General features: G+C 67.3%; 20 protein-coding genes and 2 tRNA genes. 15 read left to right on the top strand and 7 right to left on the bottom strand.

The window, feature by feature from the left end:
- Window positions 1–16: 16 nt before the first annotated feature.
- The 4 genes from FQY83_RS17910 to FQY83_RS11580 all read right to left on the bottom strand — a co-directional run bounded on the left by FQY83_RS17910 (window position 17) and on the right by FQY83_RS11580 (window position 2,199).
- Window positions 17–148, bottom strand: coding sequence for a hypothetical protein (locus FQY83_RS17910; RefSeq protein ID WP_272952458.1), 132 nt, complete (start codon window positions 146–148; stop codon window positions 17–19).
- Between the two features lie 468 nt (window positions 149–616).
- Window positions 617–952 carry a DUF3301 domain-containing protein gene (locus FQY83_RS11590; RefSeq protein WP_146388097.1) on the bottom strand — a complete coding sequence of 112 codons (336 nt, stop codon included), beginning with the start codon at window positions 950–952 and terminating at the stop codon, window positions 617–619.
- A 105-nt stretch (window positions 953–1,057) separates the two neighbouring features.
- Complete coding sequence (nadC, locus tag FQY83_RS11585; RefSeq protein WP_146388096.1) at window positions 1,058–1,933, bottom strand: carboxylating nicotinate-nucleotide diphosphorylase; 876 nt, start codon at window positions 1,931–1,933, stop codon at window positions 1,058–1,060.
- Window positions 1,930–2,199: a Trm112 family protein gene (locus FQY83_RS11580; protein WP_146388095.1), complete on the bottom strand. Its 270-nt coding sequence runs from the start codon at window positions 2,197–2,199 to the stop codon at window positions 1,930–1,932. Before FQY83_RS11580 ends, nadC begins: the two co-directional genes overlap by 4 nt.
- Before the next feature lie 129 nt (window positions 2,200–2,328).
- Here FQY83_RS11580 and purE point away from each other — a divergent pair, with 129 nt between their 5' ends.
- Both purE and FQY83_RS11570 read left to right on the top strand, forming a co-directional pair.
- Window positions 2,329–2,832, top strand: a complete 504-nt coding sequence (gene purE / locus FQY83_RS11575; protein WP_146388094.1) for a 5-(carboxyamino)imidazole ribonucleotide mutase — start codon at window positions 2,329–2,331, stop codon at window positions 2,830–2,832.
- A 10-nt stretch (window positions 2,833–2,842) separates the two neighbouring features.
- Entirely contained in the window at window positions 2,843–3,988 is a 1,146-nt protein-coding gene (locus tag FQY83_RS11570; RefSeq protein ID WP_146388093.1) for a 5-(carboxyamino)imidazole ribonucleotide synthase, read from the top strand.
- A gap of 145 nt (window positions 3,989–4,133) precedes the next feature.
- Here FQY83_RS11570 and FQY83_RS11565 read toward each other — a convergent pair whose 3' ends face one another.
- The gene (locus FQY83_RS11565; protein WP_146388092.1) at window positions 4,134–4,715 is read right to left on the bottom strand and encodes a Fe-Mn family superoxide dismutase; all 582 of its coding nucleotides are present in this window, start codon (window positions 4,713–4,715) and stop codon (window positions 4,134–4,136) included.
- Window positions 4,716–4,837: 122 nt separating this feature from the next.
- On the opposite strand from FQY83_RS11565, the gene grxD reads away from it, so the two are divergent.
- From grxD to FQY83_RS11510, 11 genes are all read left to right on the top strand, one after another.
- Entirely contained in the window at window positions 4,838–5,158 is a 321-nt protein-coding gene (grxD, locus tag FQY83_RS11560; RefSeq protein ID WP_146388091.1) for a Grx4 family monothiol glutaredoxin, read from the top strand.
- Window positions 5,155–5,883 carry an SDR family NAD(P)-dependent oxidoreductase gene (locus tag FQY83_RS11555; RefSeq protein WP_146388090.1) on the top strand — a complete coding sequence of 243 codons (729 nt, stop codon included), beginning with the start codon at window positions 5,155–5,157 and terminating at the stop codon, window positions 5,881–5,883. The genes grxD and FQY83_RS11555 overlap by 4 nt, the downstream gene beginning before the upstream one ends.
- Window positions 5,880–6,479, top strand: a complete 600-nt coding sequence (locus FQY83_RS11550; RefSeq protein ID WP_146388089.1) for a YhgN family NAAT transporter — start codon at window positions 5,880–5,882, stop codon at window positions 6,477–6,479. The genes FQY83_RS11555 and FQY83_RS11550 overlap by 4 nt, the downstream gene beginning before the upstream one ends.
- Window positions 6,480–6,854: 375 nt before the next feature.
- On the top strand, window positions 6,855–10,094 hold the full coding sequence (locus FQY83_RS11545; protein WP_146388088.1) for a TonB-dependent receptor: 3,240 nt from the start codon (window positions 6,855–6,857) through the stop codon (window positions 10,092–10,094).
- A 100-nt stretch (window positions 10,095–10,194) separates the two neighbouring features.
- The gene (gene ppnN / locus FQY83_RS11540) at window positions 10,195–11,589 is read left to right on the top strand and encodes a nucleotide 5'-monophosphate nucleosidase PpnN (protein ID WP_146388087.1); all 1,395 of its coding nucleotides are present in this window, start codon (window positions 10,195–10,197) and stop codon (window positions 11,587–11,589) included.
- 339 nt (window positions 11,590–11,928) lie between these two features.
- Window positions 11,929–12,471, top strand: a complete 543-nt coding sequence (locus FQY83_RS11535; RefSeq protein WP_146388086.1) for a GspH/FimT family pseudopilin — start codon at window positions 11,929–11,931, stop codon at window positions 12,469–12,471.
- Entirely contained in the window at window positions 12,468–12,941 is a 474-nt protein-coding gene (gene pilV, locus FQY83_RS11530) for a type IV pilus modification protein PilV (RefSeq protein ID WP_238333471.1), read from the top strand. Before FQY83_RS11535 ends, pilV begins: the two co-directional genes overlap by 4 nt.
- Window positions 12,938–14,218 (top strand): PilW family protein, encoded by a 1,281-nt coding sequence (locus FQY83_RS11525; RefSeq protein ID WP_192906702.1) that lies wholly within the window; start codon window positions 12,938–12,940, stop codon window positions 14,216–14,218. Before pilV ends, FQY83_RS11525 begins: the two co-directional genes overlap by 4 nt.
- A gap of 9 nt (window positions 14,219–14,227) precedes the next feature.
- Window positions 14,228–14,698 (top strand): pilus assembly PilX family protein, encoded by a 471-nt coding sequence (locus tag FQY83_RS11520; RefSeq protein WP_146388083.1) that lies wholly within the window; start codon window positions 14,228–14,230, stop codon window positions 14,696–14,698.
- A gap of 22 nt (window positions 14,699–14,720) precedes the next feature.
- Window positions 14,721–20,039 carry a PilC/PilY family type IV pilus protein gene (locus FQY83_RS11515; protein ID WP_146388082.1) on the top strand — a complete coding sequence of 1,773 codons (5,319 nt, stop codon included), beginning with the start codon at window positions 14,721–14,723 and terminating at the stop codon, window positions 20,037–20,039.
- 59 nt (window positions 20,040–20,098) lie between these two features.
- Window positions 20,099–20,533, top strand: a complete 435-nt coding sequence (locus FQY83_RS11510) for a type IV pilin protein (RefSeq protein ID WP_192906692.1) — start codon at window positions 20,099–20,101, stop codon at window positions 20,531–20,533.
- Window positions 20,534–20,594: 61 nt separating this feature from the next.
- On the opposite strand, the gene FQY83_RS11505 is transcribed toward FQY83_RS11510, so the two are convergent.
- Window positions 20,595–20,671: transfer RNA gene (locus tag FQY83_RS11505), tRNA-Asn, on the bottom strand.
- Window positions 20,672–20,741: 70 nt separating this feature from the next.
- Window positions 20,742–21,269, bottom strand: coding sequence for a GspH/FimT family pseudopilin (locus FQY83_RS11500; RefSeq protein ID WP_158636491.1), 528 nt, complete (start codon window positions 21,267–21,269; stop codon window positions 20,742–20,744).
- A gap of 306 nt (window positions 21,270–21,575) precedes the next feature.
- Here FQY83_RS11500 and uvrB point away from each other — a divergent pair, with 306 nt between their 5' ends.
- Together uvrB and FQY83_RS11490 are read left to right on the top strand one after the other, a co-directional pair.
- On the top strand, window positions 21,576–23,612 hold the full coding sequence (uvrB, locus tag FQY83_RS11495; RefSeq protein WP_146388079.1) for an excinuclease ABC subunit UvrB: 2,037 nt from the start codon (window positions 21,576–21,578) through the stop codon (window positions 23,610–23,612).
- A gap of 174 nt (window positions 23,613–23,786) precedes the next feature.
- Window positions 23,787–23,861 (top strand) — tRNA-Val (locus FQY83_RS11490).
- Window positions 23,862–23,864 lie beyond the last annotated feature (3 nt).

Genomic DNA, 23,864 nt, shown 5'->3' with positions numbered 1-23,864 from the left:
CCTGCGGCGGCCGGGTTCATTTCTTTTGCTGGCCCAAAAGAAACGAACCAAAGAAAAGGGCCTTCCTCGACACTGCAAACCTGCCGTCGGCGAGTTCGAGGGGATTTTTCGACACGGCATCCATGCCGTGGCGAAAAACGGCGGGCATCCATGCCCGCCGCCCCCCGGGTCTCCATGCATCGCGGCTATTTTGTAGGAGCGTCTTCAGGCGCGACTGTTTCCGGCGCCGTGCAGCTTCCGGTCGCAGCTGAAGCCCCTCCTGCAAAAGCCCAAACTGTCATTTCGAGCGCAGCGAGAAATCCAGGCTTGGTCGCTCGAGATTCCTCACTGCGTTCGGAATGACAAATTGGGGGTTCTCCAGCGTTTCCCTTGGCAGCCGCACAGTCTCCAGACCCGTAGGGCGCCGCACATGGATGTGCGGCGTTTTCCGCCACGGCATGGATGCCGTGTCGGAAAATCCTCTCACACTCCCCGTCTGCGGATTTGCCTCGTCGGGGAAAGCGTTTTTCTTTGGTTCGTTTCTTTTGACGCTTGTCAAAAGAAATGAACCCGCCGAAGGCGGAAGCTCTTGCTCCAAGGATTCAACAAAGAACACGCAAAGCGACCCCAGCAGGAATCAGTGCATCCCCACCACCGAAGCCGCCCGCGCCGGTCCGCTGAAATACACCAGCTCCTCGCCATGCAGCACCAGCTTGCCGACGTGGCGCTGCATCCCGTCCTCCGAGTACTCGAAGCGGAAGCTGCGTTCCAGCCCGAGACGGCCGTCGGCGCGGCGGCGCAGGCGCAGGCCGTTTGCGTGCACGCTCTGGTCGAGCCAGATCACGCCCGCCGCCTGGCAGGCGTTGCGGCCCAGCACGATCGCGCGCTCGGCGGCGGCGCGCGCGGCGTTCCACCAGCCGTAGACGGCGGCGCCGGCGATCATCAGGGCAATCAGGACGGGGAAGTCGGGCATGGAAGGCGGGGCGAGGAAATAGCGGACAGCCTACTGCACTCCAGACCCTGCAGGAGCGCCGCCAGGCGCGGCCTGTCTTGAAGGGCATCGCGCCTGAAGGGGCCCCTACGCGGCAGGCGGCGGGCCGAGCTTGAGCGACAGGTCGATCGCGCGCACGTGCTTGGTCAGGCCGCCGATGGAGATGCAGTCCACGCCGTCCGCGGCGATCGCGCGCAGGCCGGCCAGGTCGACGCCGCCCGAGACCTCCAGCGGAATCCGTCCGTCGAACGGTGCGTCGTGGGCGATGCGCACGGCCTCGCGCCGCGTCGCCGCGTCGAAGTCGTCGATCAGGATGCGGTCGCAGCCCTCGGAAAGCGCTTCGCGCAGCTGGTCGAGCGTTTCCACCTCGACGATCAGCGGCAGGCCCGGCTGCGCGGTGCGCGCGGCGCGGATCGCCGCGGCCACCGAGCCGAAGGCGCGCACGTGGTTTTCCTTCAGCATCACCGCGTCGAACAGGCCGATGCGGTGGTTGACGCCGCCGCCCGTGCGCACCGCGTATTTCTGCGCGAGGCGCAGGCCGGGGATGGTCTTGCGCGTGTCGAGGATCTGCGTGTTCGTGCCGCGCACCGCGTCGACGTGGGCGGCGGTGACGGTGGCGGTGCCGCTGAGCGTCTGCAGGAAGTTCAGCGACGCGCGCTCGGCGCTGACCAGCGCGCGTGCGCGGCCGGCCAGCGTCGCCGCCACGGTGCCGCTGGCGACGCGATCGCCCTCGGCCACGCGCCAGTCGATGCGCACGTCGGGATCGAGCGCGCGGTGGCAGGCGTCGAACCACGGCCGGCCGCAGATCACCGCGTCTTCCTTGCACAGCAGGTAGGCGGTGTCGGGGCGGTCGGGCAGCAGCGCGGCGGTCACGTCGCCGCCGCCGAGGTCCTCGGCCAGCGCCCGGGCGACGTCCGCGGCAACGACGTCGGGGTCGGGCGCGGCGATGCTCGCGGCGTTCATGCCTTGGGGAAATCCGCGACCTGCGCGGTCGGGATGCCTTCCTCGACCAGCAGCACCGGGATGCCGTCGTCGACGCGGTAGACGAGGCGATGGTCGTGGGTCACCAGCGCCTCGCGCAGCGGCCCGGACTGTGGCGCGTCATCGGCGCGCTTCACCTCGCCGGCGGCGATGGCGGCGTTCAGGGCGGCCAGGCCGGCCTTGTCGAGCAGCGCCAGCGGCTGGCGGGTCGCGGGGCAGACGAGGAGGTCGAGCAGCTTGCGGTCCATGGGCAGGAGACTGGGGGCTGGGGACTGGATTATCGCCTGTCGCGTCGTCGTCGGGGGAGGGAGCAGACAGTGGCTCCTACAAAAAGCGGGCGGGATCGATAGAATGTCTTTTTAGGGCCGGGAACACGCATGTCCGCCAATCCTGAAAGGCCGCTGGTCGGCGTCGTGATGGGGTCCCGATCGGACTGGGACACGATGCAGCACGCCGCGCAGAAGCTGGAATCGCTCGGCATCGCGCACGAAGTGCGCGTGGTGTCCGCGCACCGCACGCCGGACGTGCTGTTCGATTACGCCGCGACCGCGCAGTCGCGCGGGCTGCGCGCGATCATCGCCGGCGCCGGCGGCGCGGCGCACCTGCCGGGCATGCTCGCGGCCAAGACCGCGCTGCCGGTGCTGGGCGTGCCGGTGCAGAGCAAGGCGCTCAACGGGCTGGATTCGCTGCTGTCGATCGTGCAGATGCCCGGCGGCATCCCGGTGGCGACCTTCGCCATCGGCCAGGCCGGCGCGACCAATGCCGCGCTGTTCGCCGCGGCGATGCTGGCGGCGGACCAGTCCGCGATCGCCGAGGCGCTGGCCGCGTTCCGCCAGCGCCAGACCGACGACGTCGCCGGCAACGACGACCCGCGTCGCTGAGCCGGCTGCGATGACGACCGTCGGCATCCTCGGTGGAGGACAGCTTGCGCGCATGCTGGCGCTGTCGGGCGCGCCGCTGGGCCTGCGCTTCCTGGTGATGGACACCGTTGCCGATGCCTGCGCCGGCCAGTGCGCGCCGTTGCTGGTCGGCGACTACCGCGACGAGGCCGCATTGGCGGAATTCGCATCGAAGGTCGACGTGGCCACGTTCGATTTCGAGAACGTGCCGGCCGAGAGCGCGGAATGGCTGGCGCGGCGCATCCCGGTGTTCCCGAACCCGCGCGCGCTGGCGAGCGCGCAGGACCGCATGGTCGAAAAGAGCCTGTTCCGCGAACTCGGCATCCCGGTGCCGGATTTCATGGACGTGCCCGACCGCGCGGCGCTGGACGCCGCGGTCGTCGCGATCGGCACGCCCTGCATCCTCAAGACGCGCCGGCTCGGCTACGACGGCAAGGGCCAGTTCCGGATCAGGTCGACGGCCGATGTCGACGCCGCGTGGGACGCACTGGGCGCGCAGGCGGCGAAGGTCGGCCTGATCCTCGAGGCCTTCGTGCCGTTCGAGCGCGAACTGAGCGTGGTCGCGGTGCGCGGCCGCGACGGCGGTTTCCGAACCTGGCCGCTGACCGAGAACTGGCACGTCGACGGCGTGCTGTCGGCGAGCCTGGCGCCGGCCGCGTGCGATCCCGAACTCGCCGCGCAGGCGCAGGCGCATGCGCGCGCGCTGGCCGAGCGGCTCGACTACGTCGGCGTGTTCGCGCTGGAGCTGTTCTGCCGCGACGGCGTGCTGCTCGCCAACGAGCTCGCGCCGCGCGTGCACAACTCCGGCCACTGGACGATCGAGGGCGCGGAAACCTCGCAGTTCCAGAACCACCTGCGCGCGGTGCTCGGCCTGCCGCTGGGCGAGACGCGCATGCTCGGGCACGCGTGCATGCTCAACTGGATCGGCGCGATGCCCGACGCCGGCCCGGTGCTGCGCGCGGCCGGCGGGCACTGGCACGACTACGGCAAGCAGCCGCGCGAAGGGCGCAAGGTGGGGCACGCCACGCTGCGCGCGAACGACGCAGCGGAACTGGCGCGGATGCTGCGCGAAACCGGCGCCGCGCTGGGGCGGATGGAGCAGGTCGCGCCGGTCCTCGCCGCGCTGGGTTCCCTGTAGGAAACCTCTAAGAACCACGGATTTGTCATTTCGACCCCGGACTTGATCCGGGGGAGAAATCTTGCTTTTCAAGCGATTGGATTGACCGGCTTCGCCGTTGTAAAGCGCCTCTCGCTACGCTCGAAATGACAGTTTCTAGAGGTTCCTACGACATCCGCGCCGCGACCGCCTTCCAGTCCACCAGCTGCCAGAACGCCGCCAGGTAGCGCTCGCGCGAATCGCCGTAGTCGTGCGCATAGGCGTGCGGCCACAGGCAGCAGGCGAGCAGTGGCGTGTCGCGGCCGGTCAGGGGCGTGACTGACTCCGGCGTCGCCAGGATCGCCAGGCCATCGCGACGCCGCACCAGCCAGATCCAGCCCTGTCCGGTGAGCTGGCGCGCGGCTTCGTCGAAGCGTTCGCGCAGCCGCCGGGTGTCGCCGAAGGCGGCTGCAATGGCTGCGGCCAGCGCGCCCGCGGGCTCGTTGTCGCCGTCGGCCTGCGGCGCGCGCAGGCCGGCCCAGTAGAAGTCCTCGCTCCAGGCCTGCGCCGCGTGGGCCGCCAGCGCGCCGCGCGCGCTGCGCACGAGCTCGTCGAGCGCGATCTCCCCGGCGTCGTCCTCGCCCAGCGCCGCGTTGACCGCGTCGAGCCGCGCCTGCTGTTGGCGGCGATGTGCCTCGACCGCCTCGATCGACAGCTGCGGCGCGAAGGCGGCCGGGTCGCAGGGCAGGGGACACGGTTCGATCGGCATGGAGGCGTGATCCTGGAGATTGCGGGCGGAAGCCGGGCGGCGCGGCATACAATACGCAAAACCCCGTTTTCGCGGACGCGCACGTGCCCGGCACGGTCGCGCCGCTTCGCTGGAGCGTCGTCATGGCGGTACTGGATCGCATCAAGACCGAAGTCGAGAACCACCCCATCGTGCTGTTCATGAAGGGCACGCCGCAGTTCCCGATGTGCGGGTTCTCCAGCCGCACGGTCGAGGTGCTGAAGGCGGCCGGCGCCGTCGGTTTCCACACCATCAACGTGCTCGAGGATCCCGAGATCCGCGCCAACCTGCCGCGGTTCTCGAACTGGCCGACGTTCCCGCAGCTGTTCATCCACGGCGAACTGATCGGCGGCTGCGACATCACCCTCGAACTGCACGAGAGCGGCGAGCTCGCGCGGATGATCGCGGAAGTCCAGAAGGCGTGAGCGCGGCGGGCCCGGTGGACGAGGGCCGGTCGCTGGCCGGCCGCGTCGTCCTGGTGACCGGGGCGCACGGCGGCTACGGCCGCGCGGTCGCGCTGGCCTGCGCGACCGCAGGCGCGACGCCGGTGCTGCTGGGGCGCAAGTCGCGCAAGCTCGAGCAGGTGGCCGATGCGGTGGAAAAGGCTGGCGCCGGCGCAGTGCTGTACCCGCTGGATCTCGAGGGCGCGACGCCGGATGATTTCGCCGAACTTGCCGACCGCATCGGCGAACGCTTCGGGCGCCTCGACGGCCTGGTGCACTGCGCCGCCGACTTCCCCGGCCTGACCCCGCTCGAACACACCGATCCGGCCGCGTTCGCGCGCACCCTGCACGTCGACCTCACCGCGCGCTGGTGGCTGACCCAGGCCTGCCTGCCGCAGCTGCGCGCGTCCGACGCCGGCTGCGTGGTGTTCGTCATTGATCCCGCGCCCGAAGCCGCGCCGGCCTACTGGGGCGGCTACGGCATCGCCCAGCACGGGCTGGAGGCGCTGGTGGCGATGCTGGATGCGGAAACCGCGTCCACGCCCCTGCGCGTGCACGCGCTGCGCCCGGGACCCATGCGCACGCCGCTGCGCGCGCGCGCCTATGCCGCCGACGGCGACCGCGTCGCGCGCGACCCGGCCAGCCATGCCGATGCCTGCGTGCAGGCGCTGGCCCCGGGCGCCGCCGCGGGCGGGATCGCGCCATGACCATCCTCTCGGCCGCGCTGCTGCTGTTCCTGATCCTCGACCCGCTGGGCAACATCCCGGTGTTCCTGAGCCTGCTGCGGCGACTCGAACCCCGCCGCCAGCGCATCGTCCTGGCGCGCGAACTGCTGATCGCGCTGGTGGTGCTGATGCTGTTCCTGTGGGCGGGCAAGTACGCGCTGGAGGTGATGCACCTGCGCCAGGAATCGGTGTCGATCGCCGGCGGCATCGTGCTGTTCCTGATCGGCATCCGCATGATCTTCCCGCCGCCGGAAGGGCTGATGGGCGAGATGCCCGACGGCGAGCCCTTCATCGTGCCGATGGCGATCCCGCTGGTCGCCGGTCCCTCGGGCATGGCCGCGGTGATGCTGATGGGCAGCAAGGAACCCGACCGCCTGCTCGACTGGAGCCTGGCCCTGCTGCTGGCCTGGGCCGCGACCGCCGCAATCCTGTTCTCCGCGACGTCGCTGTATCGCCTGCTCGGCAGCCGCGCCCTGACCGCGATCGAACGGCTGATGGGCATGCTGCTGGTCGCGATCTCGGTGCAGATGCTGCTCGACGGCCTGGCCGGGTACCTGGCCCAGATCGGCGCGGGCTGATCAGGCGGGCGTCGGGGGCGTAGCCCCGACCTACGGCCCGAACCGTCGAGACCGTAGGTCGGCCCCCGTATCAAGTACGGGGCAGGCTCTACGTGGCCGACGCCCAGCTCCGGCGCACCTCGGCGACGCGACGAAAACCATGTTGCGCTGCGGCAACAATCACTTAGCGCGACAATCTCGATCGGCCATCAAATTCCAGTCCCGTCAAGCACTTCCGCGAATTTGACGGCTGTCTTTTTGCTGTCATCTGCAACGGTTACCGTGTTAATCTGAAGTTAACCGATGTGCCCCGTGCCCGCCGTCGCGCTGGGACAGGGAACGCCCGGGCGGCGAGATGCATCGGTCCCGTCAAGACCACCTGCTGAGGCAACCCACATGACCCACCGCAACCGTGTCCGACTGTCGAAACTGTCGATCGGTCTGATCGCCGCGCTCGCCGCGGCGCCCGTCTTCGCCCAGAGCACGTCCGCGGGCGTGGGCGGCCTCGTCACCGACAGCAGCGGCCAGCCGGTCACCGGCGCCGAAGTCGTCATCACCCACGTCGAATCGGGCACGGTCAGCCGCGCCACCACCGACGCCAGCGGCCGCTACAACGCGCGCGGCCTGCGCGTCGGCGGTCCGTACGAGATCACCATCACCAAGCCCGGCGCCGGGACCAAGACCGAGGACAACGTCTACCTTGCGCTCAACCAGGTCGCCGCGGTCAACACGCAGCTTCTGGGCGACACGACCACGCTGGGAACGGTCGCGGTGACCGGCTCGCGCCTGTTCGACACGTTCAACCCCGACAACAAGGGCGTCGGCACCTCGGTTGGCGGCCGCCAGCTGGAGATCACCCCGCAGGGCAATCGCTCGATCGACGACGTCGCCCGCCTCGATCCGCGCATCCAGGTGCTCGACCAGGGCTCGGGCGCGATCTCCGTGGCCGGCGTCAACAACCGGTTCAACACGATCTCGGTCGACGGCCTGTCGCAGGGCGATCCCTTCGGCCTGAACGCCAATGGCCTGCCGTACACCAACTCGCCGATTTCGGTGGACACCATCGCCGCCTACGACCTGAAGGTGTCGGACTACGACGTGGCCTCGGACGCCGTGGGCGCCACCGTCAACGCCGTCACCAAGTCGGGTACCAACGAGTTCCACGGTTCGGTCTACTACGCGCTCAAGGACGCCGGCAGCATGGTCGCCTCGCGCAACGGCGAGGACTACGACCTGTTCGACAAGGACGAGACCCGCGGCCTGACGATCGGCGGCCCGATCATCAAGGACAGGCTGTTCTTCTTCGCGTCGTACGAAGAGCAGGAAGTCTCCGACTTCGGCGGCGCCACGCCCGCAGACGGCGTGGCCAACGGCCTGATCTCGATCGACGACGTGAACGAAGCGGTCGCCATCGCCAACGCGCTGGGCATGCAGGACAACGCCTATGGCGCGCTGGGCGTCAATCTGGAAAACAAGCGCTACCTGGCGAAGATCGACTGGAACATCAACGACTACCATCGTGCCAGCCTGACCTACCAGCAGACCGAGGAGACCCGCCCGTCCCCCTACGATCTGTTCCCGAACACGGTGATCCTCACCAACCACTGGTACAACATCGACAACGTCACCAGGAACACGAGCCTGCAGCTGTTCAGCGACTGGACCGAGCGCTTCTCCACCGAGGTCAAGCTCAGCCGCCAGAAGTTCGACCAGATCAACGGCGCGTCGGTGAAGAACACCGAGGCCATCGTCCGGGTCCCGGGCGGCACGATCTACATCGGCGAGGACGACAACCGCCACCAGAACCAGATCAACACCGACCGGGTGACCGGCTCGGTCATCGGCACCCTGTACCTGGACAACCACACGATCAAGGGCGGCGTGGACTACCTGCGCCATGACGTGTTCAACCTGTACGGCAAGACCCTGCACGGCGAGTACCAGTTCGACAGCCTGGCCGACTTCGCGGCGGGCGACTACAGCCGCTTCATCCTGCGCCGCCCGGCCGCCGGCTATACCGAGGCCGACACGGCCGCCGCGCTGGTCTACAGCCAGATCAGCCCGTACATCCAGGACACCTGGCAGGCGACCGACCAGCTGTCGTTGACCTACGGCGTGCGCGTCAACATCCCCAAGGCCGACAAGGCGCCGTTCCGGACCCCCGGCTTCGAGGACACCTTCGGCTTCCCGAACGACTACAAGCTGGGCACCGACAACAAGGTCGTCCTGCCGCGCCTGTCCTTCAACTACCTGTTCGACAGCCCGCGTTACTCGCAGTTGCGCGGTGGCGTGGGCCTGTTCCAGAGCGTGCCGCCGTTCGTGTGGCTGGGCAATCCCTACCAGAACAACGGCGTGACCGCGGTGTCGTACACCTCGTTCGATCCGGCTGACGCGCCGTTCAGCGCCGACCCGTACAACCAGAACGTCCCGAGCGGCGGCGGCAGCAGTGCCGCGTACCAGGTCGACTCCATCGACCCGGACTTCAAGCTGCCGACCGTCTGGAAGGCGAGCCTGGGCTATGACGCCGAGCTGCCGTGGTGGGGCCTGATCGGTACGGTCGAAGCGCAGTACCTGAAGAACAAGGACGGCGTGTACTACCAGGCGATCAACATCGGCGCCCTGAACGCGGAAACAGGCCTGTACGATGCGCCGACCGGCACGCTGGCCGACGGTCGCGGCAGCTACTGGTGCACGCTGGGCAACACCAGCAGCGGCAACAAGAACTGCGGCAGGGCGAGCCAGTTCGATTGGGACTCGACCAAGCTCGGCAACACCGACAAGGGCGAATCGCTTGCGGTGACCTTCGCTCTGAACAAGCCGATGTCCAACGGTTGGTATGGCAACCTGGCCTATACCTACACCAAGGCGACCGAAGTGGGCTCGGACGGAAGTTCGCAGGCCTGGTCCAGCTACCAGTTCGTCTCGCGCATCAACCCGAACGAGGAAATCGCCGGGACCGCCAGCCGGGAAATCCGCAACTCGATCAAGGCCTCGCTGGGTTGGGAGCACGCCTTCTTCGGTGACTACAAGACCAGCGTGACCGCGTTCTACAACGGCCACGACGGCTTGCCGTACACCTGGATCTTCAACACCGCGACCGGCCTGCGCGACGCGAACGGCGACGGCATCAACCAGGATCCGGCGTACATCCCGCTGGTCAACGACCCGATCGTGAGCTACGGCTCGGCGACGCAGGCGCAGATCGACGCGTTCCACGAGTTCATCAGCAACGATCCGTACCTCGACTCGCGTCGCGGCACGATCGCCAACCGCAACGGCACCCGCCTGCCGTGGGTCAACCAGCTCGACCTGGGCATCCAGCAGGAACTGCCGGGCTTCTTCAAGGAGCACAAGTCGGTGATCCGCCTGGACATCTACAACGTCCTGAACCTGATGAACAGGGACTGGGGCAACACCGGAAGCGTGGGTGGTTTCGACACCCGCCAGCTGGTCGCGCTGTCCGGGATCAATGCCGACGGCACCTATGTCTACAGCCTGGGCACGGACAACCCGAACACCCCGGAAGTGGAGATCCCGAACGTCCAGCAGCTCACGACGTACGACTCCAGCTCGGCGTTCCCCAACCGCCTCGTCTCGCGCTGGTCGGCCATGCTGACCTTCCGCTACGAGTTCTGATCCATCGCAAGCCGCGATACGAGAACGGCCGGGGAAACCCGGCCGTTTCCGTTTGCGGGGCGGCTTGCGCTACAGTCTCGTCCCGAACGAGAGGCGGCGAATGAATCAGCAGAACAGCGAGACGGCGGCGACGGCGCTGCCGGTGGTGAGTGCCCGGATCTACCCCAAGGGCGGACTGGACGTGCTCTCGCGCGACGAGGTCGCGCGGCTCAAGGACGCCTCCAGCGGCGGCATGCACGACCTGCTGCGCCGCTGCGCGCTGGCGGTGCTGACCAGCGGCAGCGCGTCGGACGATCCGCGCGCGGCGCAGGAGCTCTATCCCTCGTTCGACATCCAGGTGCTGCAGCAGGACCGCGGCGTGCGCATCGACCTGATCAACGCGCCGGCGATGGCCTTCGTCGACGGCGAGATCATCCGCGGCGTCGCCGAGCTGCTGTTCGCGGTGGTGCGCGACCTCGCCTACACCGCCATCGAACTCGGCCCCGAATACGCCGAGGGCCTGGAAACCTCGTCCGGCCTCACCAACGCGGTGTTCGGTCTGCTGCGCAACGCGCGCATCCTGCAGCCGGCCGAGCCCAACCTCGTGGTGTGCTGGGGCGGTCATTCGATCGGGCGCGAGGAATACCAGTACACCAAGAACGTCGGCTACGAACTCGGCTTGCGCGGCCTCGACATCTGCACCGGCTGCGGCCCGGGCGCGATGAAGGGGCCGATGAAGGGCGCGACCATCGCCCACGCCAAGCAGCGTCGCCGGCGCACGCGCTACATCGGCATCACCGAGCCGGGCATCATCGCGGCCGAGTCGCCGAATCCGATCGTCAACCACCTGGTGATCATGCCCGACATCGAGAAGCGCCTCGAATCGTTCGTGCGCATCGGCCACGGCATCATCGTCTTCCCCGGGGGCGTGGGCACCGCCGAGGAAATCCTCTACCTGCTCGGCATCCTGCTGCGCGAGGAGAATGCCGGCCTGCCATTCCCCTTCATCCTCACCGGCCCGACCGCCGCGGCGCCGTACTTCGAGCAGATCGACCAGTTCATCCGCCTCACCCTCGGCGACGCCGCGGCCTCGCGCTACGAGATCATCGTCGCCGACCCGGAGAAGGTCGCCAAACGCATGATCGCCGGCGTGCGCAAGGTGCGCGAGCACCGCATCGCGCAGAAGGACTCGTTCTACTTCAACTGGGGCATCGACATCCCGCTCGACAGCCAGCAGCCGTTCGTGCCGACCCACGAGGCGATGGCCGCGCTCGACCTGCGCCACGGCCGCCGCCCGCAGGAACTGGCCGCCGACCTGCGCCGCGCCTTCTCCGGCATCGTCGCCGGCAACGTCAAGGAGGACGGCATGCGCCGGGTCGAGAAGTTCGGCCCGTTCCAGATCCACGGCGACGGCGACATCATGCAGGCCCTCGACGCCCTGCTGCGCGCCTTCGTCGAGCAGCGGCGGATGAAGATCTCGGGCGAATACCGGCCGTGCTACCGGGTCATTGCCTGACCGGGCGCCGATCAAAACGCCATGGGAGCGCCTTCAGGGGGGCTTCCAAAAATTGTCATTTCGAGCGTAGCGAGAAATCCAAGCACTTGAAAAAGCAGGATTTCCCACTGCGCTCGAAATGACGGATTCGGAATTTCCAGGGGTTTCCCTCAGGCGCGAACGCCGTGCCGGGTCGCCCCGGGGGCACCCGGGGCGCGGCTGAAGCCGCTCCTGTAGCCCCGTTGCGCCGGCGGGGTTGACGCCCGTCCGGACCCCGCGACCGTTCGTCCTGCCGGCGGTTGCCCTCGCAGGGCGCTTCCGTAGGCTAGGCGCCATCAGCCGTGAAAGCGGGTAGGGGACATGCGTCGCAACGGTGCCGGGGGCTTCAGCCTGATCGAACTGCTGGTCACGATCGCCATCGTGGCCATCCTGCTGGCGGTCGCGTTCCCGAGCTTCGAGGGCTCGATGCGGTCCAACCGGCTGGCTACCAGCACCAACGAACTGCTGGGAAGCGTCGCGCTGGCCAGGTCGGAGGCGATCAGGAACACCCGCGGCGGCGGCGTCTGCGCCAGCGCCGATGGCCAGACCTGCGGCAACGACTGGAACGCGGGATGGCTCGTCTGGACCGACGGCGACGCTGCGCCGCCCTACGGAACCCTCACCGCGGCGGACACCGTGGTCCGGGTCGTCAATGCACACCCCCGGCTGGTCCTGGCCGCCGTGGACGGGGGCGGGGCCGCGGTCAGCAGCATCGGCTTCGACTACCGGGGGCGCCCGATGAACGGCGCCGCGGCCACGTTCAACCTCAGGCCGGACACCTGTCCGACGGGCCAGGAACTGGTGCGCAACCTGGCGATCAACGCGTCCGGGCAGATGGTCAACAACAAGGGGGCATGCCCATGAGGATGCGCTCGACGCTGCGTCGCCCGGCGCGCCAGTCCGGCTTCTCGATGATCGAGGTGCTGATCGCGCTGCTGGTCCTGGCCTTCGGCCTGCTGGGCCTGGCCCTGATGCAGACGCTGAACCTGCGCTACACCCAGAGCGCGCAGCAACGCACGCTGGCGGTCAACCTTGCCAGCGAACTGCTGGACACGATGCGCACGAACCGCAGCCAGCTGGGGACGTACGCCATGGGGCAGTCGGACTTCGCCGCGGTGAGTGCGACCTCCGGCTGCGCGACGCACAACGTGGTGACGGCCGCGAACAACGTCACGCGCTGGAAATGCGAGGTCAGGGAGGCGCTGGGCCCCGAAGCCTACGCCGTCGTCAGCGTTGCCGGCGCGCCAGACGTGTCCGTCACCGTGTTCTGGACCGAGCGCGACACCGACAACCTGGCGGGTGGTGGCCAGATCGTATTGGAGACGACGCTGTGATCGCGCATCCCGAACGGCGACCCGAAGCCGGCCTGTCGCTGATCGAGCTGATGATCGCGCTGGCCATCAGTTCCCTGCTCATCCTCGCCCTGGTCGAGGTGTTCGCCGCCTCGCGCACGGCCTACCTGCTGTCCTCCGGCCTGGCGCGCACCCAGGAGAATGGACGCTTCGCCATCGACATCCTGCAGCGCGACCTGCGCATGGCAGGCCACGCGGGCTGCGTGAACGACCAGGCGCGCTTTCTCCCGGGCAACGTCACCCCGTCGCGCCCGGCGCTGATTTCCACGTTCCTGACCGATGCCCAGCAGTTCGATGGGAACTATGCGGCCGTCGGCGAACCCGGGCTGCGTTTCGACGTGGCGATCACCGGTTACGAAGCGGTCAACACCGCCAGCGGCAACACGGTTGCCATCACCTCGGTACCCGGCAGCGCCACCAGCGCCAGCTGGACGGGAATGCCGACGGCCCTGTTCGATGATTTCCCCGCCAGCGGAACGGCCGGTGCGCCCGTCCCCGGCAGCGATGTCCTCGTGCTGCGGTTCTTCGCGCCGACCGGGGCGCAGGTCACCAATTTCATCCCGGGCGATCCGGCGACCATCCAGTTCGCCTCCGCCCAGTCCGGCCGCCTGACCGAAGGCTTGGCCAATCCGGGCCTGTTCGCGATCGCCGACTGCATGCAGGCGGCCGTATTCCAGGCGACTACCGTCCAGCTCTCTCCGACACCACCCGCGCCGGGGGAAATGACCGTCGCTTCGAGCGGGCTGAACCAGTCGAGCTTCGTCACCACGCCTCCGTTCACCACCGGCCAGGCGATGCTGTACCGCGCCGAAAGCGTGGTCTATTACGTCGGCCGCAACGCCAGCGACAACCCTGCGCTGTACCGGATGCGCTACACGGCGGGGCCCGGCGTGGCGGCGCTTGCGGCGCCGGTGTCGGAGGAACTCGTCGAAGGCATCGAGTCGCTGCAGCTCCAGTACGGGCAGGACAGCAACACGGGCGCCGCGCAAACGCCCACGGGCAACATCGGCAGCAGCCTGACCGCCAATGCACTCGTTCCCGCGGCGGACCCCGAGACGGCCTGGCGGCGCGTCGGGCTGGTGCGGGTAGGCCTGCTGGCCCGCAGCACCGAACCGGCCGCGGCCGAGCAGCGCAGCGACGCCGCAGGCGGTACGCGCCTGTCCGCGCTCGGCGTGACCTTCACGCCGCCCGACGATACGCGCTATCGCGCCGTTTATGAAGATTCGGTTGCCCTGCGCAACCGCCTGTTCGGCAACTGAGCCAAGCACATGAAGACATTCCCCGGGGCATCGAAACGCCACCAGTCCGGCGCCGTGCTGTACGTCGCACTGATCATGCTGATCCTGCTGGCGCTGATCGGCATCATCGCCATGCAGGTCGCGGGACTGCAGGAGCGGATGTCCGCGAACTATCAGGCCGGCAGCATGGCGTTCCAGAACGCCGAATCGGCGGCGCGCTTGCAGGAAGGCGCTCTGGAAGCGGACGTGAAGGCCGGCCGGAACCCGCCGACCAACGTCGCCCCGACCAACTGCAGCTTCCTCCACGATGCGCAGGGCTGGGACGACCCGGACGCGCCCTTCGTCCGCCGGCTGGACCTGTGCTTCTCCTGGGGCGCGCTCGACATGCCCGCGGACGAGGCCGAGCGCACCGACCAGATCTATCAGGTGACCGCCTACCAGCGCGACCGCGCCCTGTTCCCGTCATCGGAATCGGTTGTCGACACCGTGTTCATTCCCTGAGCGCGGCACGAGGAATTCAGATATGAGCCACAGCACTCTTCTCCGCATCGGGATCGCCGGCCTGCTGGTCGTGCTTCTGGGATTTGGCGTCAGCAGCGTGCGCTCCGACACGACATTCATTGCCGGGACGCCGCCGACGATTGCGCAGGTTCCACTGTACATGAGGGATGCAGTGCCGCCGCTCAACATGCTGGTGATGGGCAAGGACCACAAGATCTACTACGAAGCCTACAACGACGCCTCCGACCTCGATGGCGACGGCATCCTCGATGTCGGCTATCGCGGCTGGGAACTCAAGAACCCGGCGCCGACCGACGGCAGTTCGCGCTACAAAATCGACTATTACGGCTACTTCAACTCCTACGTCTGCTACTCCTGGCAGACGAACCGCTTCGTACCGCAGTCGGCGACGACCAACAAGCAGTGCACCGGCAGGTGGAGCGGCGACTTCCTGAACTACCTGACCATGTCGCGCATGGATGCGCTGCGCCGCGTGCTCTACGGCGGCTGGCGTCACGTCGACACCAATACGGAGACCGTGCTGCAGGGCGCCTACTTCCCGCAGGATGCGCACAGCTGGGGCAAGGAGTACCAGAGCGTCGCGCGCGATGGTTATGACATTCGCAACTACGCGCCGCTTCCGCTGCCCGGTGCAAACAAGTACCACCTGTTTGCCGTCACCACGGTGACAGACACCGGCGCTGCGTTCCCTAACTACACCGCGCCGATGTTCCGCGTGATGCAGAACAGCGATTTCCGGGTGTGGAACTGGCTGTCGATCGAAGGGCCGGTTGCCGGAAACAACTGCTTCAACTCGAGCAATAGTCGCGTAGCTTGCATCAGCGGCTCTTCGACCTGGCAACTGGTGCCGGCGTCCGCACTGCAGGGCCTGCAGCTCACGACATGGCGACGCACTATCGGCAGCGGGAGTCCCGGCGATCTGGCGGGCATGAACACGCTGTTTACAGGAAACGCGATTGCTGCGAACCAGTGCGGCACGGGCACTGTCACGCAGATCAACAAGACTGCGACCAACAACCCATTTACCGGCAATGGCTGTGGTCACGACAACTATCTGAGCAGGATCCAGGGCCAGATCGTCGTCCCGGTAGACGGCACCTATCGCTTCGCCGTGGACGGCGATGACGCGGTCGACGTATTCATCAACGGCACCCATGTCGTGGGCTGGTATGGCGGGCACGCGAACGACCGCAGCGACGGCGGCCTCAACAACCATTCCGGCACGATCACGCTGGCGGCGGGGACCCATAGCGTCGAGTTCCGCCATCAAGAGGCGGGGGGGGACGACAACTGGGGCCTGTTCTGGGAGGACACGTCGAGTGCGGGCAGCCGGCAGGACTATGCGGTCCGCGTCCTGGCGTGTCCCGACGGTGCCACCAATGCAGCGCTGCGTGACGGAATCTGCAAGGCCTACGGCAATGCTGCGAATCCCATCTACAAGCCGACGGGCATCCTGCACGACTACGGCGAAACCCGGAAGATGTTCTTCGGCCTGATCACCGGTTCGCAGGCGAACAACATCGAAGGCGGCGTGCTGCGCAGCAATATCGAGGACTTCAATCGTGAGATCGACCCCGACAACGGCCGGTTCCGGACCGATGTCGAGGGCGTCGTCCGCAGCATTGATCGGTTGCGGATGATCGGCGGCGGCTACAACAGTAGCGTGACCGACAACCTGAACAGTGACACCAACTGGAACTGGGCCAACACGGCGCACGGGGTCGGAGGCAACTGCGTGTCCCAGGGCGGTCGCGTGATCAACAACGGCGAGTGCCGCATGTGGGGCAACCCCATTGCCGAGATGCTGTTCGAAGGCCTGCGCTACTTCGCGGGCGCGGCGGCGCCGACCGCACGCTTCAGCAGCGGGGGCAGCACCGAGGGCCAGTCGGAAGACACGCGGCTCGGTCTGCCCGCCCCTGCTTGGCGGAACCCGTACGCCGATACGGTGGTCAATGGCGACGTGACCCATCCGGCCTATCCCACTTGCGCCAAGCCGCACCAGACCATCGTCAGCGACATCAATCCGAGCTACGACGGCGACCTGCCGGGCAGCGCTTTCAACGACACGGGGAACGACACGGCACTACCTGGCCTGGATGTCGAAAGCGAAGGCCAGGAGATCTGGACGGCCGAGTTCGGGGAGGCGCGCAGCGTCTTCATCGGTGAAGTCGACGGGCAGGCCACCGATGGCGCACCGACTGCGAAATCGGCGTCGAGCTTCGGCAATATCCGCGGCCTCGCGCCGGAGGAGCCGACCAAGCAGGGCACCTACTATTCCGCCAGCGTGGCGCGCTATGGGCGCAACATCGATATCAACGCGGCCGATGACGAGCAGAACGTCGTCACCTATTCGATCGCGCTGGCGTCGCCGCTGCCGCGGATCGAGTTCCCGGTCGGCGGGCAGACGGTGACGCTGCTGCCCTTCGCCAAGACCGTCAGCGGGACCTTTGGTGGCGCCACTCGCAAGCCAACCAACACCATTGTCGATTTCTACGTGGAATCATTCGCAAACTTCCCTGCGCAGATTGATGCTGGGGAACAGGATGCGACTGTCAATGAAGGGCGTCCTTACGCGGTGTTCCGGATCAATTACGAGGATGTCGAGCAGGGTAACGACCACGATATGGATGCGATCGTTCGTTACGAGATCCTGTCGAACAGCGACAATACAGTGACGATTAACCTGACCTCGGAATACGCATATGGTAGTGCAAATCAGGCAATGGGCTACGTCATTTCAGGGACCAGCAATGATGGGATCTACCTAGAGGTTAGAGATCGGTCGAATGGAGGTAGTCCTGCAGAAAACGCGGCGGGAAATGCTGAGTATACCTACGAGCTAAATACTCCCGCTGGCATATGGGCAGGTGGCTGCGTGGGTGCGACGAGTACTGCGCCATGCAACCAAGGGCTGGGGTTCAATGCCTCTCGCACGTTCACCCCGGGCACCGTGGCGGGCGGGACGCAGCTCAATGATCCGCTGTGGTACGCGGCCAAGTATGGCTCGCCCACGCCGACGGCCTGGGACCAGAACAACGACGGCGACCCGGACAACTACTTCCTGGTGACCAACCCGCTGAACCTGCGCGCGCAGCTGTCGCGGGCGTTCGACGACATCTCAATGTCCTCCCCCCCCGCCGGCAGCCAGGCATTGAATGGCGCACGCGTGGGCAGCAGTTCGTTTACCCTGACTCCAAGTTTCCTGCGTGATCGTGAGGGCAATGACTGGACCGGTAACCTGTCCGCGACCGCGGTCAACCAGGACGGCACGCTTGCGACCATGGAACTGTGGAATGCGCAGGCCGGACTGCCGGCGCACAGCGCACGCAACATCCGCACGGCGATCCAGGCCGGCGTGAGCTCGGCGATCACCGTCCGGGAGTTCCTGGGCAACAACGACAATCTGGGCGTTGACAATGTGACGCGCTTCGGCCGCCTCGGCATCACCCAGGACCTGTCCACCCTGCCGAACGCGTACGAGGCGACATACAGCCCGGCCGCGATCGTCGACTATCTGCGCGGCGACCAGTCCCGCGAGGCGGATCGCCCGGGCGTGGGCAACACGCTGCGCGCCCGCTCGTCGGTGCTCGGCGACATCATCAACTCCGAGCCGATCATCGCCTCGCCGCGCTCCGACTTCGGTTACGGAAGCTATGCGGGGGCGATGTTCTCCGGCTACTCGGGTGACAGCGGCTATCTCGTGCAGAAGCAGTCGCGCGACACCGTCGTCTACGTGGGGGCGAACGACGGCATGCTGCATGCGTTCAACGGCAATACCACCCCCTGCGCACCCGATTCGCCGGTGGCCTGCGCGGGCACCGGTGCCGGCGCCGAGATGTTCGCCTTCATTCCGCATGAGGCCCTGCGCCGCCTCGGCCAGCTTGCGCTGCCGGATGCGCTTTACAACCATCGGTATTACGTGGATGGCCAGGTCACCGTCACCGACGCCAAGGACGGCGGTGTCTGGAAGACGGTCCTCGTGGGCGCCATGGGAGGCGGCGGGCGCTCGGTGTTCGCGCTGGACGTGAGCAATCCGGGCAGCTTCGGCAACGGCGACGTGCTCTGGGAATTGAACGCCACGATCGACAACGACATCGGCAATGTCTACGGACGACCGCTGCTGCTGCCGCTGGAGAACGATCGCTGGGGCGTGCTGTTCGGCAACGGCTATGGCGGCCACACCAGCGACCCGTCGCTGTACATCGTGGATGCGTTCACGGGGCAGCCGATCGCGAAGCTGACCGCGGACGACGGCCACCAGGCCGGAACCTCGACGGATCCGCTGACGGACTGGATCTGCGGCGTCACCGGGCTCCTGTGCGCACGGACCAACCATCCGTTCAACGGCCTGGGCCAGATCACCGCCATCGATCGTGACGGCAACGGCAAGGCCGACACCGTGTACGGCGGCGACCTGCAGGGCAACTTGTGGAAGTTCGACCTGAGCAATGCCTCCGAGACGCTCTGGAACGTGGCGTTCGGCGGAGAACCCCTGGTCACGGCATTGGCCTCGAACGGCCAGCGCCAGCCGGTCACCGGCGGTATCCGCGTCTCCGCGGGTCCGGGCGACGGCGTCATGGTGTACTTCGGGACGGGCAGGTACTTCGTCGAGGGCGACAACGACATTGCCGAGGAGCCGGACGTGCAGTCGCTGTACGGCGTGTTCGACAGCGGCACCGCGATCGCGATCGCCAACGCCAGCGAGAAGGAGACGGCCCTGCAGCGGCAATGGATCCAGCTGCATGCGACGAACATGATCGACACCGACGGCAACGGAACGCCGGATACCAATGTCACGACGCGCAACATCAGCCGCAATCGCGTCAGCTACTACGGCGGCAACGCCAAGCGCGGCTGGTACCTGGATCTGGTGGTCGACAACGAGGCGGGCAATGCGACGGGGAGTGATCTCGATCCGGTGGGCGAGCGGTTCATCGCGACCCCGCGCATCCAGAGCGGCCGCGTGTTCTTCACGACGTTCTCGCCGACCGGCGACAGCTGCGACCCGGGTGGCACCAACATCGTCTATGCGCTGGATCTGTTGTCCGGTGCCGGCGCGCTGAGCCACGTGAGGACGCTCGGTTCGGAGAGTGCGGCCTGCGAGGGGGCGAACTGCGGCGCGGTCCAGATCGAGAATGCGGGTGCGCCGATCACCAGCACGTCCGTCGCGGCGATCAATCCGACCAAGTACATCACCGAGCCGACCTGCACGCCGGGCGTGGATTGCCCCTCGTTCGAGGAATGCCAGGTGGTGATCTATCCCGGCGCATTCGTGCTGCCCAGGCCCTGCGGCAGGCAATCGTGGCGACAACTCAAATGACCGTGGCGACTCGGCTTCGCATTCCAGGGGGAACGACCGTGAAAGGTGACAGGCAGTCCATGTATCGCCGCCGCAGGACCGCGGCGCGCGGCTTCACGTTGATCGAACTGATGATCACGGTCGGGATCGTGGCGGTCCTGGCGGGGATCGCCTATCCGGTCTACAACGACAGTATCCGCAAGGGCAAGCGCGGCCAGGCCAAGGCCGCCCTGGTCGAACTGGCCCAGCGCGCCGAGCGTCACCGCACAGTGCAAGGTTCATACGCCGGATTCTGGACCACCGTCGATACCGCGCACCGGGTGTCGCCACGCGATGGAGCCAAGGCGTACGACCTGACGTTCACGCCGAATGACGCCAATACCGAGTTCACCCTGGCCGCAGCGCCCTATGGTTCGCAGACCGGAGATACACGGTGCATGACGCTGACGCTGACGCAGGCCGGCGAGAAGGATGTTGGCGGTGGCGCAACGGGAACCGCTGCCGATTGCTGGTGAGCGCTGCGCCGGGACACGAAAAAGCCGCGGCATGCCGCGGCTTTTTCGTGGATCCGGAATCTGGCGCCCGAAGTTGGACTCGAACCAACGACCCCCTGATTAACAGTCAAGTGCTCTAACCGGCTGAGCTATTCGGGCGGGGGACGGCCATTTTAGTGCCTGTTCGGCCGGGGTCAAGGTCGATGCAGGGCACGGCGGGCGGCGGGGTTCAGCCGCCCGGACACGCGGCAGGCGACTTCGGCCGCGAGGTCCGCGCGCGGCCGTGGTTGTTGACCACAACCTGTCCGGCCAGCTGGCCGTCCGCGCAGACGTGGACGGTGAGGTTGCTGTGGGCGCTTCGGCCGTCGACCTGGTAGCGCAGGAACGGGCGTGACGAGATCACGGAGAGCCTGCCGCCGCGGCCCGGCGCGTCCGCCGAGCGAAGGATGTCGGCCGCGATGTCGGGCTGGCGGTTGCCGTCGGCGTCGGTGAAGACCAGCCAGCCGCGGCCCCAGTCGCTGGCGGCGCCGCAGCGATTGCTTTCGGTGCGGGGACACACCACCACCTGTTTACCCTGGACGACGGCGCTGCCCCGCGCCATGGCCATGTCGGCGGCCAGCAGGTGCAATGTCGCGGTGACGCGGTGCCGCTGCATCGCCGACGCGAAGGCGGGCAGGCCGACGGTGAGGAGCATGGCGGCGATCGACAGCACGATCATCGCCTCGATGAGGGTGAAACCCGTATCCTTGCGGTTCATCTGCGGCCCTCCTGGCCTCTGTGGACCGGGGCAGGTTAGAACCGGCAGGCCGTGCCTGGCATCGGTGCTGCCCTGATCCGGGGGTAGGAAAACTTCGATCGCACCCCCATCTGCCTGTGGGAGCAGCTTCAGCCGCGACCCTGTCCCATGTCCCGCGCGCGCAAGGCTCCGCTCCCCCATGTCAGCGGCCTTGGCGCAATCCGCGCCCGCTTTGAAGCGACCGGGTCGCGGCTGAAGCCGCTCCTGCAGGGACGTTGGGCGGGCTTTTGATCGCGGCCGAAGCCCCTCCTACACTTACGGGTTCCCATGAACGACGCCATCCACCCCGCCGGTTTCCAGCTCGTCGCGCCTTATCAGCCGGCGGGCGACCAGCCGCAGGCGATCGAAAAGCTGGTCGACGGCTTCGAGAGCGGCCTGGCGCGGCAGACGCTGCTGGGCGTGACCGGGTCGGGCAAGACCTACACGATCGCCAACGTGATCGAGCGCGTGCAGAAGCCGACCCTGGTGATGGCGCCGAACAAGACGCTGGCGGCGCAGCTGTACGGCGAGTTCAAGCAGTTCTTCCCGCACAACGCGGTGGAGTACTTCGTCAGCTACTACGACTACTACCAGCCCGAGGCCTACGTGCCGTCCACCGACACCTTCATCGAGAAGGACAGTTCGGTGAACGAACACATCGAGCAGATGCGGCTGTCGGCGACCAAGGCGCTGCTGGAACGGCGCGACGCGATCATCGTGTGCACGGTGTCGGCGATCTACGGCCTGGGCGACCCGAACGAATACTTCAAGATGGTGCTGCACATGGTGCGCGGCGAGCGCATCGACCAGCGCGAGCTGATCCGGCGCCTGACCGAGATGCAGTACACCCGCAACGACACCGAGCTGCGCCGCGGCACCTACCGCGTGCGCGGCGAGGTGATCGACGTGCATCCGGCCGAGTCCGACGACGAGGCGCTGCGCATCGAACTGTTCGACGGCGAGATCGAGAAGCTGACCCAGTTCGACCCGCTGACCGGCGAAACCAGGCGCACGCTGCCGCGCTATACGATCTATCCGAAGTCGCACTACGTCACCACGCGACGCACGACGCTGGATGCGATCGAGGCGATCAAGCTGGAGCTGCCGCAGCGGCTGGAGCAGTTCTACGCGCAGAACAAGCTGGTCGAGGCGCAGCGGCTGCAGCAGCGCACGCAGTTCGACCTGGAGATGATGGCCGAGGTCGGCTACTGCAACGGCGTCGAGAACTACTCGCGCCACCTCACCGGGCGCATGCCTGGCGAGGCGCCGCCGTGCCTGTTCGACTACCTGCCGCCGGACGCGCTATTGGTGGTGGATGAGTCGCACGTGACCGTGCCGCAGGTCGGTGCGATGTACAAGGGCGACCGTTCGCGCAAGGAGACCCTGGTGGAGTTCGGCTTCCGTCTGCCGTCGGCGCTGGACAACCGGCCGCTGAAGTTCGAGGAGTGGGAGCTGCGCTCGCCGCGCACGATCTTCGTCTCGGCCACGCCGGGCAAGTACGAGATGGAGAAGTCGGAAGGGCAGGTGACCGAGCTGGTGGTGCGGCCGACCGGCCTGATCGATCCCGAGGTCGAGATCCGCCCGGTCGCGACCCAGGTCGACGACGTGCTGGGCGAGATCCACGCGCGCGTGGCGATGGGCGACCGGGTGCTGATCACCACGCTGACCAAGCGCATGGCCGAGAACCTCACCGAATACCTCGGCGAGCACGACGTGCGCGTGCGCTACCTGCATTCGGACGTGGACACGGTAGAGCGCGTGGAGATCATCCGCGACCTGCGCCTGGGCAGGTTCGACGTGCTGGTGGGCATCAACCTGCTGCGCGAAGGACTCGACATGCCCGAGGTATCGCTGGTGGCGATCCTCGATGCCGACAAGGAAGGCTTCCTGCGCTCGGCCGGCTCGCTGATCCAGACCATCGGCCGCGCCGCGCGCAACGTGCGCGGCAAGGCGATCCTGTACGCGGACCGGGTGACGAAATCGATGCAGGCCGCGATCGACGAGACCGATCGCCGCCGCCAGAAGCAGGTCGAGTACAACGCCGAGCACGGCATCACGCCGCAGTCGGTGGTGCGCGCGGTGATGGACATCATGGAGGGCGCGCGTGACGAGCCGGAGATGGTCAAGGTCGGGCGCGGCGGCAAGGTGAAGCGCGTGGCCGACGAGGCGGAGGACTACGCCGCCCTCGACCCGGTGAAGCTGGCCGCGAAGCTCAAGGCGCTGGAGCAGCAGATGTACCAGCATGCCCGCGACCTGGAGTTCGAGGACGCGGCACGGGTGCGTGACCAGATCCGCAGGATCAAGGACGCCGCGCTGGCCGGTTGAGGCGGGCGACCGGGGCCTGGTGGGATTCGGGGTCGGGGTCGGCGCGTCAGCGGATGGCAACCGCCGTTCGATTCGGCTAGAATTCGCCTCCCGCCGCGATGGCGGGGCTCATCCTGTCCCTGCCACGGGCGGGGAGGGAAGCGATCACCGGGCTTCGCCCGGACCGCGTTTTTCGGGCGGTTAGCTCAGCGGTAGAGCACTACCTTGACATGGTAGGGGTCACAGGTTCGAACCCTGTACCGCCCACCACGC

Origin of the sequence: Luteimonas marina (assembly GCF_007859325.1) — a bacterium.
In the GTDB taxonomy this organism is placed as follows: Bacteria; Pseudomonadota; Gammaproteobacteria; order Xanthomonadales; family Xanthomonadaceae; genus Luteimonas; species Luteimonas marina.
This window is presented reverse-complemented; position numbering and strand designations above follow the sequence as displayed.